Source organism: Nocardioides luteus, from assembly GCF_000960475.2.
Classification (GTDB): domain Bacteria; phylum Actinomycetota; class Actinomycetes; order Propionibacteriales; family Nocardioidaceae; genus Nocardioides; species Nocardioides luteus_A.
In genome coordinates this window covers 14,109-27,808 of record NZ_JZDQ02000036.1, presented here as the reverse complement: position 1 = coordinate 27,808, position 13,700 = coordinate 14,109, and the positions used below count along the sequence as shown (strand labels likewise).

General features: G+C 71.0%; 10 protein-coding genes. 3 read left to right on the top strand and 7 right to left on the bottom strand.

Annotation, left to right across the window (positions count from 1 at the left end; genetic code table 11):
* Positions 1-37 precede the first annotated feature (37 nt).
* Complete coding sequence (locus UG56_RS22030) at positions 38-1,303, bottom strand: acyl-CoA dehydrogenase family protein (protein ID WP_084101425.1); 1,266 nt, start codon at positions 1,301-1,303, stop codon at positions 38-40.
* Between the two features lie 10 nt (positions 1,304-1,313).
* Positions 1,314-2,555, bottom strand: coding sequence for an acyl-CoA dehydrogenase family protein (locus UG56_RS22025; RefSeq protein ID WP_045548190.1), 1,242 nt, complete (start codon positions 2,553-2,555; stop codon positions 1,314-1,316).
* Positions 2,556-2,696: 141 nt separating this feature from the next.
* On the opposite strand from UG56_RS22025, the gene UG56_RS22020 reads away from it, so the two are divergent.
* Positions 2,697-3,611, top strand: coding sequence for a LysR family transcriptional regulator (locus tag UG56_RS22020; protein WP_045548207.1), 915 nt, complete (start codon positions 2,697-2,699; stop codon positions 3,609-3,611).
* On the opposite strand, the gene hemE is transcribed toward UG56_RS22020, so the two are convergent.
* Entirely contained in the window at positions 3,590-4,672 is a 1,083-nt protein-coding gene (gene hemE / locus UG56_RS22015) for a uroporphyrinogen decarboxylase (RefSeq protein WP_045548189.1), read from the bottom strand. The two genes, UG56_RS22020 and hemE, sit on opposite strands and share 22 nt — an antisense overlap.
* Positions 4,673-4,742: 70 nt before the next feature.
* On the opposite strand from hemE, the gene UG56_RS22010 reads away from it, so the two are divergent.
* Positions 4,743-5,381: a DUF3000 domain-containing protein gene (locus UG56_RS22010; RefSeq protein WP_084101423.1), complete on the top strand. Its 639-nt coding sequence runs from the start codon at positions 4,743-4,745 to the stop codon at positions 5,379-5,381.
* The gene (locus tag UG56_RS22005; RefSeq protein ID WP_045548187.1) at positions 5,378-6,643 is read left to right on the top strand and encodes an HRDC domain-containing protein; all 1,266 of its coding nucleotides are present in this window, start codon (positions 5,378-5,380) and stop codon (positions 6,641-6,643) included. Before UG56_RS22010 ends, UG56_RS22005 begins: the two co-directional genes overlap by 4 nt.
* Before the next feature lie 298 nt (positions 6,644-6,941).
* On the opposite strand, the gene UG56_RS22000 is transcribed toward UG56_RS22005, so the two are convergent.
* The 4 genes from UG56_RS22000 to hrpA form a co-directional block, all read right to left on the bottom strand.
* Positions 6,942-8,270, bottom strand: a complete 1,329-nt coding sequence (locus tag UG56_RS22000; protein ID WP_177191529.1) for an ABC transporter substrate-binding protein — start codon at positions 8,268-8,270, stop codon at positions 6,942-6,944.
* A 153-nt stretch (positions 8,271-8,423) separates the two neighbouring features.
* On the bottom strand, positions 8,424-8,834 hold the full coding sequence (locus UG56_RS21995) for a type II toxin-antitoxin system PemK/MazF family toxin (RefSeq protein WP_045548185.1): 411 nt from the start codon (positions 8,832-8,834) through the stop codon (positions 8,424-8,426).
* 226 nt (positions 8,835-9,060) lie between these two features.
* On the bottom strand, positions 9,061-9,657 hold the full coding sequence (locus UG56_RS21990; RefSeq protein WP_256206828.1) for a hypothetical protein: 597 nt from the start codon (positions 9,655-9,657) through the stop codon (positions 9,061-9,063).
* Positions 9,658-9,711: 54 nt separating this feature from the next.
* On the bottom strand, positions 9,712-13,590 hold the full coding sequence (hrpA, locus tag UG56_RS21985) for an ATP-dependent RNA helicase HrpA (protein ID WP_256206827.1): 3,879 nt from the start codon (positions 13,588-13,590) through the stop codon (positions 9,712-9,714).
* Positions 13,591-13,700 lie beyond the last annotated feature (110 nt).

The window sequence follows — 13,700 nt, the reverse complement described above, 5'->3', positions numbered from 1 at the left end:
CCACCGGAAGACCCGATCCCGTGATAGGTGCCGCCTATCAGGAGGCGGTGGGGCGAGAGGTCGTGCCGATCGCCCAGGCGTACGGCGGCGGGGTGCCGTTCACCAGGTGCGCACCGACGACCTTCGCCTTGAGGATGCGCGGGTTGTGCGAGGAGACCGTGCGGGCGTTGCGCCAGTGCCGGTCCAGGCCCCGCTCCCGCTCCGTGCCCGAGGCGCCGAGCGTGTCGAACAGGTTCGTCACCGCAGTGAGCACCTGCTCGGTCACGACCACCTGGGCCGCCGAGGACTCGAGCTCGGCGAGCTCGTTGGCCGCCGCGATCGCCTCCCGGTCCCCGGAGCCGGCCAGGTCGGCGTTCTCCTGCAGCGCCGTCGCGGTGCGGATGGTCGCCGCCTCCACGACGTACGCCGCCGAGGCGATCTCACCCACGCGCGCGAGCACCTGCGGGTCGTCGCGCACCCGCGCGGCGTTGGCGTGGGAGTAGTTGCGCTCCCGCGCCCGCACCGCCTCGACCGTGTCCGCCGTCGCCGCCCGGGCGATGCCGGCCAGCGTCGCCAGCAGGTTCAGCTGGTAGAGCGCGGTCTGGTAGGGGTAGCGCTCCCCGAACGGGAGCACGTTCTCGGCCCGCACGGTGACGTTCTCGAACGTCGTCGTCCCCGACCCCGTCCCGAGCTGGCCGAAGCCTGCCCAGTCATCGGTCGTGGTGACGCCGTTCTCCCGGGCGTCGGTGATCGCGATGACGAACTGCTTCTCACCCGGCTCGTCCAGCAGGGCGTAGACGTCGGCCCACTCCGCGAAGATCGTCCCGGTCGTGTAGTACTTCGACCCATTCAGGACGTACGTCCCGTCCGACCGCTTCGTGAGCACGGTCTGCTGGGTGTCGATGGTCGTCGAGCCCACCTCCGACCACGCGTTCCCGGCGATCTCACCGGACACGAAGCGCTCGAACCAGATCTCCTGCGACGTCCCGGCGCGGTGGTGCCAGAGCCGGTCCTCCGCGAAGGCGAAGTGCCCGCGCAGCGCCTGGGCGAGGTTGGCGTCGGCCGCGACCAGGTCGATCCAGAGCTGCGTGAGCTCCGGAAGGGTCGCGCCCGCGCCACCGAACTCCTCAGGGACCCGGACGGCGCCGAAACCGGCCCGCTTGAGCCGGTCGACGGCTTCGGTCGGCAGCTCTCCGGACAGCTCGCGCTCGAGGGCTCCCGCCGCGATCTCCTCGAAGACCGGTGCGAAGCGGGCGCGCAGCTTGTCGAGCCGCTCCGTCCTGATCGTGGGCCGGGTCAGGAAGGTGTTGTCGAGTGTCGTCAACGCCGCCCCCTCACGTGTACCAGGTCGGTGCCGGGATCTCGCCGAGCAGCGCGTAGCGCCCGACCTCGGCCCGCTTGTGCGCCACCGGGTCGTGCAGCGAGTGGGTGCGGATGTTGCGCCAGGCGATGTCGAGACCGACCTTGTTGGAGGTCGCCCGGGCGCCGGTGAGGTCGTAGACCTTGGTGCCGATCTCGAGGCCGACGTCGATCGCGACCTGCTTGGCCGCCGCGATCACGACCGCCGCCTCGCCGCGCTCCTGCTCGGTGACCTCGTCGGCGTGGGAGTTGATCGCCTCGATCAGGGTCGCAGCCCGCTCGACCAGCGCCTCGGCCGCCCACAGCTTGGAGGTGAGGTCGCCGTAGGTCTCCTGGATGTAGAACTCCTCGCTCGCGCTCTCCTTCACGTCGCCGGCGTACGGCCACGCCCGAGTGGTGTCGCGGGTGTAGGTCGCCGCGGTCTTCAGCGCACCCTCGGCGATCCCGATGTAGAAGTTGGCGAAGATGATCTGGACGAGCGGGACGTTGAGCGTGTTGTAGACCCGCGGCTGGAACTCGAACGAGCCGTCGGCCTGCTTCACGTAGCCGGCCGCCGACTCCCACGGGACGCGTACGCCGTTGATCTCGACGGCGCCGGACTCGGTGAGCCGCTGGCCGAGGTTGTCCCAGTCGCCGGCGAAGACGATGGCCTCCTGCTGGGTCGGGACGATCGCGAAGACATGCTTCTCGGTGCCCTCGATGACGCCCTCGAGCACCGTCAGGTCGGAGATGCGCCCGCCGGTGGAGAACGACTTGCGACCGGTGAAGACGAGCTCGTCGCCCTCGACCTTGATCACCAGGTCGTCGTCGCGCGGGTTGACCGCGCCGCCGAAGAAGAAGTTGTTCTCGGTGTAGAGCTGCTCGACGGCGGCGATCTGCTCCGGGGTGCCGACCAGTCGCGCCGCCCAGGCCCACAGATAGTGGTAGCCGAGCAGCTGCCCGATCGAGCCGTCGCCCGCGGCGACCGCCCGGACGACGCGCAGCGCGGTCGTCCAGTCCTGGCCGGCGCCGCCGTGCTCGACCGGACCGAGCAGCGTGACCAGACCGCTCTCCTTGAGCAGGTTCACCTCGTACGTCGGGACCTGGTTGGCGCGGTCACGGGCGACCGCGTCCACGGAGAGGCGGGTGGCCACCTCGCGTGCCCGGTCGACCCAGCCCTCGGGGGTGGTGGGTGCCGCATCGAAATCCGCGGCGTTGCGTACAGCCTCTGTGGTCATCGCGCCCTCTCAGTCTTGTGTCGTGGAACCTTGCATCCTTAGTCGACTAAATTAGTAGAGAATGAGCGGGTGGGCGTCGGCTGGACGCCAGCGATCACCGATCACCCGCTCGGGATGACCGATCACCGCCAAGGGAGTGCCATGAGGATCGAGCAGCTGGAGTACATCGCGGCCGTGACCCAGCACGGCTCGCTGCGCCGCGCGAGCGAGCAGCTCCACATCTCCCAGCCGGCCCTGAGCGAGGCGATCACCAAGCTCGAGCGCGAGCTCGGCGTGACCCTGCTCGACCGACGCCGGGCGGGCGCCCGGATCAGCCGCGAGGGCCAGGACCTGCTCCACTCCATGTCCGACGTGCTCGAGGCCGTCGACCGGCTCCGCCTGGCGGCGGGCGACCAGCACGCCGGGGTCAGCTCGGTCCGGGTCGGCACGGTCCATGCGGGCACCTCGACGGTGCTGCTGCCGACGTTGCGGAGGTTCGCGGACGAGCACCCGCGCACGAGCGTCGAGGTGCGCACGATGGTGCAGGAGGACATCTACCTCGCCCTGACCGAGGGCACGATCGACATCGGACTGGTCAACCTGCTCGACGGCGACGACCTGCCGCCGACGGTCGAGGGCACGGTGCTCCTCCACGGGCGGCCGATCGTGGTCCTGCCCGCCGGCCACCCTCTCACCTCACGCGAGGAGATCACCGTCGACGAGCTCCGCGAGGAGCCGTTCGTCGGGATGCGCTCGGGCTACCTGATGTACCGCTTCGCCCACCGCGTCTTCGGCCGCCGGCTCCCCCATCACTGGCACGCCACCGACGGCGCCGAGATGGGCAAGATGATGGTCGGCGAGGGCCTCGGGCTCACTCTCCTGCCCGACTACAGCGTCGTCGGCGACCCGCGCGAGACCGGCGGGCACATCACCGTGCGCCCGCTCGCCGGGGACCGCTCCCGGGTGACGATGGTCGCGGTGCAGCGGCACAACGCGCGTACGACCTCGGGGGCGCGCAGCCTGCTCGATCTGCTCGCCGAGACGGCTGCCCGCTCTCAACCCTCGGCCGGCTCGTAGCTCTGGACGAACTCCGTCAGCCGGGCGAGCTGGTCGGGGTCGGTGCTCGGGATGACGCCGTGGCCGAGGTTGAAGACGTGGCCCTTGGCGCGGCGCCCGGTCTCGATGATCTTCCCGGCCTGCTCGAGCATCACCTCGGTGGGTGCGAAGACGAGGGCGGGGTCGAGGTTGCCCTGGACGCCGAAGCCATCGCCGAGCTGGTCGATCGCCCAGTCCAGCGGGGTGCGCCAGTCGACACCGACGACCTCGGCACCGGCGCTGCCCATCAGCGGCAGGAGCATGGCGGAGTTGACGCCGAAGTGGATCCGCGGGACACCGAGCTCACCGATCCGGGTCATCACCTCGGTGGAGTGGGGCAGCACGTAGCGCTCGTAGTCGGCGGGCGTGCAGGCGCCGGCCCAGGAGTCGAAGAGCTGCACCGCGGAGGCACCGGCGCGGACCTGGACCTCGAGGAACGCGGCGGAGATCCCGGCGATCTTGCGCATCAGGGCCTCCCACACGTCGGGAGCACCGAACATGAGCGCCTTGGTCTTGGCGTACTCCTTCGAGGGGCCGCCCTCGACCAGGTAGGAGGCGACCGTGAACGGGGCGCCGGCGAAGCCGATCAGCGGGGTGCCGCCGTTGATGCCGGCCAGCTCACCGGTGAGGTTCTGGACGGCCTCGGTGATGTAGGGGACGTGCTCCGGGGTCAGGTCCGGGATCGCCTCGACGTCGGCCATGGTGCGCACCGGCTCGGCGACCACGGGGCCCACACCGGGCTTGATCTCGAGGTCGACCCCGACCGCCTTCAGCGGCAGCACGATGTCGGAGAAGAAGATGGCCGCGTCGACCCCGTAGCGGCGTACGGGCTGGAGGGTGATCTCGGTGATCAGCTCGGCGTTCTGGCAGGACTCGAGCATGCCGATGCCCTCGCGCACCTTCAGGTACTCGGGCAGCGAGCGGCCGGCCTGGCGCATGAACCACACCGGCGTACGGCTCGGCTTCTGCCCCGCGAGCGCCTGCAGGAACGGGGAAGATGCGAGCACGTCGGAGGTCTTCCCAGGAGTATTCACAGCGGCCACCGGGCAATGGTCCCATCCGGTGCGGCGTGTACGCACATCGCGAATCGCGCAGAAGACATACCCTGTTCACATGGTCGTCCGTGGAGAGTCGCGTCCCGCCGCGGGACCGGAGAGCGGTCCTGCCGTGTTCCGGTCCGCCGCGGCAGGAATGCACGCCGCGACCTTCCGCCCCGAGGTGCTGGCCGAGGAGATGCCGGCGCCCCAGCGGATCGCTCCGTACGCCGCGGCCCTGTCGGCCGATGTCACCGTCGACGACGTCGACGTGGCGACCGGACGGCTGATCCTGCTGCACGACCCGGACGGCAACGACGCCTGGGGCACGGTGCACGGACTGCCCGGCACGTTCCGGCTGGTGGCGTACGTCCGGGCCGACATCGACGTCGAGCACATCAGCGACCCGCTGCTGGGCGAGGTCGGCTGGTCCTGGCTCCTCGACGCGCTGTCCGGTCACGGCGCCTCGCACGTCGCGGCGGCCGGCACCGTGACCCGCGTCGCCACCGAGTCCTACGGCGGGATGGCCGACGAGGACGGCACCGCCCAGATCGAGATCCGCGCGTCCTGGACACCGGTGGGCACGCCGTCCGGCGAGCTGGACCTGCGACCGCACACCGAGGCGTGGGGCGAGCTGCTCTGCACGGCCGCGGGACTTCCTCCGGTGCCGGAGGGCGTCACCGTCATGCCGAGCCGGCGAGGGCAGCGAGGCGCGTGATCGAAGAGAACACCGAGGCCGAGACGGGGCCGGACACACCAGAAGATGCTGCTCCGGCGCCGCTGCTGACCCTGCGCGACGGGCTGCCTCCGGTGACCGACACCGACGAGGGCTTGGCCAAGGCCGCCGCGGCCATCGCCGCCGGGACCGGACCGGTCGGGATCGACGCCGAGCGTGCCTCCGGCTACCGCTACTCCAACCGTGCCTACCTGATCCAGCTGCGCCGCGAAGGTGCCGGGATCTGGCTGATCGACCCGATCGAGCTGACCACCATGCAGCCGCTGGTCGAGGCGCTCGAGGGCACCGAGTGGATCCTGCACGCCGCCACCCAGGACCTCCCCTGTCTCAGCGACCTCGGCCTGCATCCGTCCGCCCTGTTCGACACCGAGCTCGCGGGCCGGCTGCTCGGCTATCCGCGGGTCGGGCTCGGCACCCTGGTCGAGACGGTGCTGGGCTTCACCATGCTCAAGGAGCACTCCGCGGCCGACTGGTCGACCCGGCCGCTGCCGGACGCCTGGCTCGAGTACGCCGCGCTGGACGTCGAGGTGCTCGTCGAGCTGCGCGACGCGCTGGCCGACGAGCTCGTCGCGGCGGGGAAGGACGCCTGGGCCCGCCAGGAGTTCGACTGGCTGCGCGGGTTCGAGGCGCCGGTGCGTACGGATGCCTGGCGGCGCACCTCCGGCATGCACCGGGTCCGCGGCCGCCGCGGTCTCGCCGCCGTACGTGAGCTGTGGACCGAGCGCGACCGGATCGCGCAGCAGCGTGACGTCACCCCGAGCCGGATCATCCCCGACGCTGCGATCGTGGCCGCCGCGCAGGAGCTGCCGCAGGACAAGGCTTCGCTGCTCGCGCTGAAGGGGTTCCACGGCCGCGGTGCCGAACGCTACGCGACCTCCTGGGTGAAGGCGCTCAACCGCGCGGTCACGATGGACGAGGACGAGCTCCCGGTGCGGACCCCGCGGGCCGAGGGTCCTCCCCCGCCGCGCGCCTGGGCCGACAAGGACCCCGTCGCCGCCCGACGGCTCGCGCTGGCCCGTGAGTCCGTCAACGCGCTCGCCGAGGCCCGCAACCTGCCCGCGGAGAACCTGCTCACCCCCGACTTCCTGCGCCGCGCCATGTGGACGCCCCCGAAGACCCGCGACCCCGGCGCCCTCCTCGACGGCATCATCGAGATCCTCTCCGGCTTCGGCGCCCGCGGCTGGCAGATCGCCCTCACCGCCCCGCTCCTCACCGACGCCGTCCTGCACGCCGAGACGAACTGAGCGAGGTCGAGCGGCGAGCTTGCTCGTCCGCTCGCGCCGAGCGAGGGAGTGACCGCGCGAAGCGCGGATCTCGAGTCCTGACCCCGGACCTCGGTTCTGCCGAAGCGTCAGCCCCGTCGGCCGAAGCGTCAGCCCCGTCGGCCGAGATGGCAGGGCTCTGCCGTCTCGGCCGACGTACGCGACGTCTCGATCGACGTACGCGACGCCTCGACCGACGTACGTGACGTCTCGGCCGGCCGCAGTGACGTCTCGGCCGGCCGCAGCGACCTCTCGGCCGGCCGCAGCGACCTCTCGGCCGCTAAGAGCTGGGTGAGGTGGAGGGGGACGGGGAGTTCGACGGGTTGTGCTGGGGGAAGACGGTCTTGGAGAGCTCGTCGATCTGGACCGCGAAGTCCTCGACCTGGTCGGGCTCGGTGACCGCGAACGAGCCGCGGACGGCGACGGCGGCGACCTTCTGGAGCTGGGCGAGCTGGGTGGCCTCGGGGAGGACCTGCATGTCGCGCACGGTGTCGGTGAAGATGCGGGCGTTCTTCGGGTTCCGCTCGGGCTGGGTGAAGACCGGGGCGTAGCCGACCTCGGAGTTGACCGGCACGAAGTGGCCGGTGCGGACCATCTTCACGACCGACTCGGTCGAGATGAGGTAGGTGAGGAAGTCGGCGGTGGCGTCGGGGTCGGCGGCGTCCGAGCCCATGCAGAGGCCGGCGTAGTCGCCGGTGGTGCCGTTGCCGCCTGGCATCGGCATCACGTCCCACTCCATCCCCTCGGTGGCCCGAAGGTCGGAGACCAGCGAGCGGTCACCGGCCAGCGCGACCAGGCGGCCCTGCTTGAAGGCCTGGAACGGGGTGCGGCCGTGGAGATCCTTCGGGGTGGCCAGCACGTTGGGCTGGGTGAGCGTCTCGACCAGGTCCTCGTAGGCACCGGCCGAGTCCTCCAGCGCCGTGGTCGTCGGAGCCAGCGGGTCGTCGAAGAGGGTCGCACCGGCACCGGCGAGCCAGGGCATCAGCGCGGAGAGGTTCTGCTCGACGTAGGTGCCGCGGACACCCTTGTGGTGCTCGGTGGCGTACTTCATCACCGAGCCGAACTGCTCCAGGCTCCAGCCGCGCAGCGAGCCGTCGGCGCGGACGGTGGGCGTGGGCAGGCCCTCGTCCTTCATCGCGTCGAAGTCGATCAGCCCGGTGTTGACGTAGACCACCTGCGGCGAGACCGAGTAGGGCATGCACTCGAGCCGGCGCTCGACGGAGAAGTCCTCCATCGCCTCGCGGGAGTACTTGTCGCCGAAGTCGACGTTGCGGGCCTCGAGCAGGGTGTCGACCGGCTGGATCCGCTTGTCCTCGGCGAACGTGGCGACATCGGCCCGCGGGGTGAGCACCACGTCGACCTTCTCCCCGCTGCTGACCGCCGCGGCGAGCTGGTCGGCGGTCGGCCAGGACTTCACCTCGACGGTGACGTTGGGGACCTCTTGGGTGTATTCGGCGGCCAGCTGCTTGTAGGTGTCGACCAGCGTCTTGTGGCCGGAGACCCCGAAGACGAGCTTCACCTTGGCCGGTGGCTTGGTCGTGGTGCTCGGCGAGGGCTTCGCTGACGGATCACCGCCGCAGGCGGCGAGGGACGCCGAGAGAACCGTCACCAGAAGCGCCGTTGCCAGCCGCGTGCGCCGCACCATTTCCTCCATCTCAACACCAGGACCGGGTCTGCGATCGAACCACAGACCCGGTTTACCAGCGATTCACTTTACGATACGTACCTGGACACTTCCTGAGAAAGCACAGCGACGGAGACCTCAGGCGAGGTGATCGCGTGCGGCCTTGATCACATCGTCGAAGATCTCCTTGGCCAGCACATCGCCCTCACGGCGTACGTCTGCGGGGTCCATCCGGATGAGCCGGTCCAGGCGCACCTCGGAGGGCCGGCCCTGGCGGTCCCAGCCGCCGGTGCCGACGTCCATCCAGTGCCGGCCGTAGCGGGCCTCCTGGGCCTCGTCGCGGTCGTGGTCCTTGCTGGTCAGCATCAGGCAGAGGAGTACGCCGGCCTTCTGCCCGATCACGAGGACGGGCCGGTCCTTGCCCTGGGTCGCGTCGTCCTCGTAGGGAACCCAGCCCCACACGACCTCGCCCGGGTCGGCGTTGCCGTCCCCGATCTCGGGATCGTAGGAGATGGCACCCTCGTTCGGTGCGGGGTGGGTGTCGGTCACTTCGGCTCCTCGGTCGGTGGCTGCGTGGCCGCCCGTCCCGAGGAACATCGACAAAGTAGATGAACACGCCGGACCGGGAGCGCCTCACGGCGCAAGGCCGCTCGTAGCGGCTGAAGTTGGGACCCGGGGCTGCCGCAGCCCGACGTGTTCGGCCACCAGTGTAACGGTGCCGCCAACCTCAGCCACATCAAAGCGAGCAGGAGGCTACCGCACGCATGGCGACACCTCAGGTCAGCCGGTGATCGAGCTCCGCATGTCCCGCGGCCTCGAGCTGCTCGGAGAGCTGCAGCATGTTGCGTACGTCCTTGGCGGCCGCATCCGGGTCCAGGGCCGCGCGCCCGGCGGCGATGACGCGGGAGAAGGCCGCAGCGCGAAGGAGCACCACGGCGAAGTCGCTGCCGGCGATGCCGCGCAGCACCTCGTCGACCATCGCCTTGAGCTCCTCCGGTCCCGGAGGCTCCGCGACCCCGGCCACGACCTGCGCGACCTGGGCCTTCGCCCGCCCGGCCTCGAACTCGCGCGCGGCGCCGACCGGGTCGGCGTAGACCCAGCTGCGGAGCAGGTAGAGCCGCCACAGGCAGCCGGCCAGCGACTCCGCCGGCGAGTTCGACCAGACCTCGGCGATCGTCTCGATGCCCTCGGACTCGGCCAGGTGGAGGATCCGCTCGGCGACCGCGGGATCCTCGCTCTCCCGCGCGCCGCGCACGAGCGCCGTCGCCGCCGCGTCGGCCGCCTCCTGCACCAGCGCAGGGTCGTTGCCCCCGAGGAGGGAGTCGAAGAAGCCGTCCCCGGGACGTATCGGCGAATGGAACTCTCTGGGCATCCCTACGAGCGTAGCCACCGTGATCGCCGGGCGCATCCTGATCGGACGGGTCGATCAGCCGAGCAGCTTGCGGATCCGCGCGTCCGAGACCTTCTCGGCGGTGCCGAGGTGCTGGGCCCAGAGCTGGACGCGGTACTCCTCGAGCATCCATCGCACCTGTCGCAGCCTCGGCCCGGGCGGCCGGCCCTCGGGAAGCGCCTCGACCTGATGCAGGTAGGCGTCCTGGAGCGACGCGATCCGGTCGTGGGTGGCGCGGTCGGCGCGCAGGTCGGCGTCGAGCTTGCGACGGCGCTCGACGATGGCCTTCAGATAGGTCGGGTAGCGCCGGATGTGCTGGGCACCGGCCTCGGCCACGAAGCCGCGGTGGACCAGCCGCGCGAGCTGGTCCTTCATGTCGGTCAGGGCCGGGAGCTGGAACATGTCGGCCCGCCCGGAGAGCGCCTTGTCGGTCTCGCGGTAGGCCTCGAGCGCCCGCATCACGTCGGCCAGGACCGCACGCACGGCTGCGACCAGGTCGGCCGGGGTGCCTGCGGCGGCCAGCACGGCGGCGTACGCCTCCTGCGTCCGCGGCAGCGGACGGGCATCGACCAGCTGGCGGACGACGGCGGCGCGGCAGTCCTCGACGAGCTCGGCGGCGCTGGGGTAGGGCGACCCGGCCAGCGCGAGCTTCTCCATGGTGGAGAGCCCGTCGACGACCTGCTTGCCGACGTCGGGCAGGGCCAGGAGCAGCAGCCGGACGACACCGAGACGGTGACGCGCCTCGGCCTCCTCGGCGGAGCCGGCGACGACGAGTCCGACCGTGGAGCCCTCGTCGGAGAGACACGGGAAGACGGTGACCTCGTGGCCCGCGCGCTTCTCGGTGACCGTGGCCTCGATCGACCCGAAGACCCACGAAGTCTCGCCGGTGCGGGTGTGGCCCGCGGAGGCGGCGACCTCGGCGATCGCGGCCTCGAACTCGCCCTCGAGCGGAGCCTTGAGCGCGTCCAGGTCCTTGCCGCGGGCGGTCTCCCGGCCGTCCTCGCCGACGACCCGGTAGGTCGGCCGCAGGTGCTCGGGCACCTTGTCCCAGTCCCAGGCCTCGCGCGGGATGTGCACACCCGCGGTCGAGCGCGCCCAGCGCTCGAGCGCGGTCAGCAGCGGCTCCTCCCCCGGCGGCGTCTCCTTCAGGAAGGCACGGGCCTTGTCGGGAGCCGGCACGAAGCTGACCCGCAGCTGCTTGGGCAGCGACCGGATCAGGGCGGTCACCAGCTCCTCACGCAGCCCCGGCACCAGCCAGGAGAAGTCGTCGGCGCCGACGCGGTTGAGGGTGGCGACCGGGACATCGATCGTGAGCCCGTCGTCGGCCGCACCCGGCTCGAACTGGTAGCTCAGCGAGAACGTCAGCGGGCCGGCGTCCCACTCGGCCGGGAAGTCGGCCTCGGTCACCTCTCCGGCGGCGTCGTTGGTGAGCATCGAGAGGTCGAAGGTGAGCAGATCGGGGGTCTCCCGCCGGGCCTGCTTCCACCACTGGTCGAAGTGGGCACCGGAGACGATGTCCGCCGGCAGCCGGCGGTCGTAGAAGTCGAAGAGCGCGTGCTCGTCGACCACGATGTCGCGGCGGCGGGCCCGGTGCTCGAGCTCCTCGGCCTCCTCCATGAGCTTCGCGTTGTCGCGGAGGAAGCGGTGATTCGTACGCCACTCGCCATAGACCAGCGCATGCCGGATGAAGAGCTCGCGGGAGAGCTCGGGATCGATCTTGCCGAAGGCGACAGGACGGTCGGCGACCAGCGGGACGCCGTAGAGGGTGACCTTCTCCCGGGCCATCACCGAGGCGCGCTTCTGCGACCAGTGCGGCTCGGAGTAGGTGCGTTTGACCAGGTCACGGCCGAGGCGCTCGGCCCACTCGGGCTTGATCGAGGCGTTCTGGCGGGCCCAGAGCCGGGAGGTCTCGACGAGCTCGGCGGACATCACGAACTGCGGGTTCTTCCGGTGCAGCGCCGAGCCGGGGAAGATCGCGAACTTCGCGCCCCGGGCGCCCAGGTATTCCCGCGGTCCCGGCCGCCGCTTCTCCCGGGCCCGTGCCGCGTCGGCCTTGGAGTCGCGCTCCTCCAGCGCCCCGATGTGCGAGAGCAGCCCGGAGAGCAGCGCCTGGTGAATGCCGTCGGCGTCGTAGGCAGCCTTGTCCTCGCCGTCGTCGTGACCGACGTCGCGGTGCCCCTTGCCCAGGTCGATCTTCATCTCCCGGCACACCTGCCGCAGCTGCGACTCCAGGTCCTGCCACTCCCGGACGCGGACGTAGTGCAGGAACTCACGCTTGCACAGCCGCCGGAACGCCGAGGAGGAGAGCTCGTGCTGCTGCTCCTTCAGATAGCGCCACAGGTTGAGCCAGGTGAGGAAGTCCGAGGTCTCGTCCTTGAACCGGGCGTGCAGCTGGTCGGCCTGCGCCTGCTCCTTGGGGTGGTCCTGCCCCGGCCGCTCACGCGGGTCCTGGAGCGAGAGGGCGGCCGCGACGACGATGACGTCGCGTACGCAGCCCAGCCGCTCGGCCTCGAGCACCATCCGCGCGAGCCGCGGGTCGATCGGCAGCCTGGCCAGCCGCCGGCCCAGCTTCGTCAGCCGCTGCCCGCGCATCGCGCCGAGCTCCTCGAGCAGCTGTACGCCGGCGGTGATGTTGCGCCGGTCCGGTGCCTCCACGAACGGGAACCGGGCGATGTCGCCCAGGCCGAGGGAGGCCATCTGCAGGATGACGCTGGCCAGGTTCGTACGCAGGATCTCCGGGTCGGTGAACTCGGGTCGCCCGAGGTAGTCCTCCTCGGAGTAGAGCCGGATCGCGATGCCCGCCTCGACCCGCCCGGTACGTCCCGACCGCTGGTTCGCGGAGGCCTGCGAGATCGGCTCGATGGGCAGCCGCTGCACCTTGGTGCGTGCGGAGTAGCGCGAGATCCGGGCGACACCGGTGTCGACGACGTACTTGATCCCGGGGACGGTCAACGAGGTCTCGGCGACGTTGGTCGCGAGCACGATCCGGCGGCCGGTGTGGGGCGAGAAGACACGGTGCTGGTCGGCGGCCGACAGCCGCGAGAACAGGGGCACGATCTCGACGAGACCCGTCGAGGGGCGCCCCCGGTTCAGGCCCAGCGCATCGCCGAGCGCGTCGGCCGCGTCCCGGATCTCCCGCTCGCCCGGCAGGAAGACGAGCACGTCGCCCGGCCCCTCGGCGGAGAGCTCCTTGACCGCGTCGACGATCGCCTCGGTCTGGTCGCGGACGACGACCTCGCCCTCGCCGTCCTTTTCGGGCCCATTCTCCTCGGAGAGCTCCATCAGCGGCCGGTAGCGGACCTCGACCGGGTAGGTGCGCCCGGAGACCTCGATGATCGGCGCCGGCTCGCCGGTCCTCACGTCGGAGAAGTGGGCCGCGAACCGCTCCGGGTCGATCGTCGCCGAGGTGATGATGAGCTTCAGGTCGGGGCGGCGCGGCAGCAGCCGGCGCAGGTAGCCCAGCAGGAAGTCGATGTTGAGCGACCGCTCGTGGGCCTCGTCGATGATGATCGTGTCGTAGCGGCGCAGGTCGCGGTCGCGCTGCAGCTCGGCGAGCAGGATGCCGTCGGTCATCAGCTTGATCCGGCTCGCGGCCGACGACTTGTCGGTGAACCGCACCTGATAGCCGACCAGGTCGCCCAACTCGGTGCCGAGCTCGGAGGCGATCCGCTCCGCGACCGAGCGTGCCGCGATCCGGCGCGGCTGGGTGTGCCCGATGATCCCGTTCGAGCCCCGGCCCATCTCCAGGCAGATCTTGGGCAGCTGCGTCGTCTTCCCCGACCCGGTCTCACCGGCGACGATCACGACCTGGTGGTCGCGGATGGCAGCGGCGATGTCCTCTCGGCGCTGGGTGACCGGGAGCTCGGCGGGATAGGTGATCGCCACGGAGACGGCGGCAGGCTGGTCGGTGGACATGAGGTCACCCATTCTCCCCCGGCGTACCCCTCGACCGCACATCGGTTTCTCCCCCGACCCGGTGGAGGCCCGGTGGAGGCCCGGCGGCGGCCCGGCCCGCCGGATGGCGG

Excerpts from the sequence above, each read along its gene's own strand:
- UG56_RS22025 (WP_045548190.1), bottom strand. The coding sequence starts at position 2,555 with ATGACCACAGAGGCTGTACGCAACGCCGCGGATTTCGATGCGGCACCC.
- UG56_RS22020 (WP_045548207.1), top strand. The coding sequence starts at position 2,697 with ATGAGGATCGAGCAGCTGGAGTACATCGCGGCCGTGACCCAGCACGGC.
- UG56_RS22010 (WP_084101423.1), top strand. The coding sequence starts at position 4,743 with ATGGTCGTCCGTGGAGAGTCGCGTCCCGCCGCGGGACCGGAGAGCGGT.
- UG56_RS21990 (WP_256206828.1), bottom strand. The coding sequence starts at position 9,657 with ATGCCCAGAGAGTTCCATTCGCCGATACGTCCCGGGGACGGCTTCTTC.
- hrpA (WP_256206827.1), bottom strand. The coding sequence starts at position 13,590 with ATGTCCACCGACCAGCCTGCCGCCGTCTCCGTGGCGATCACCTATCCC.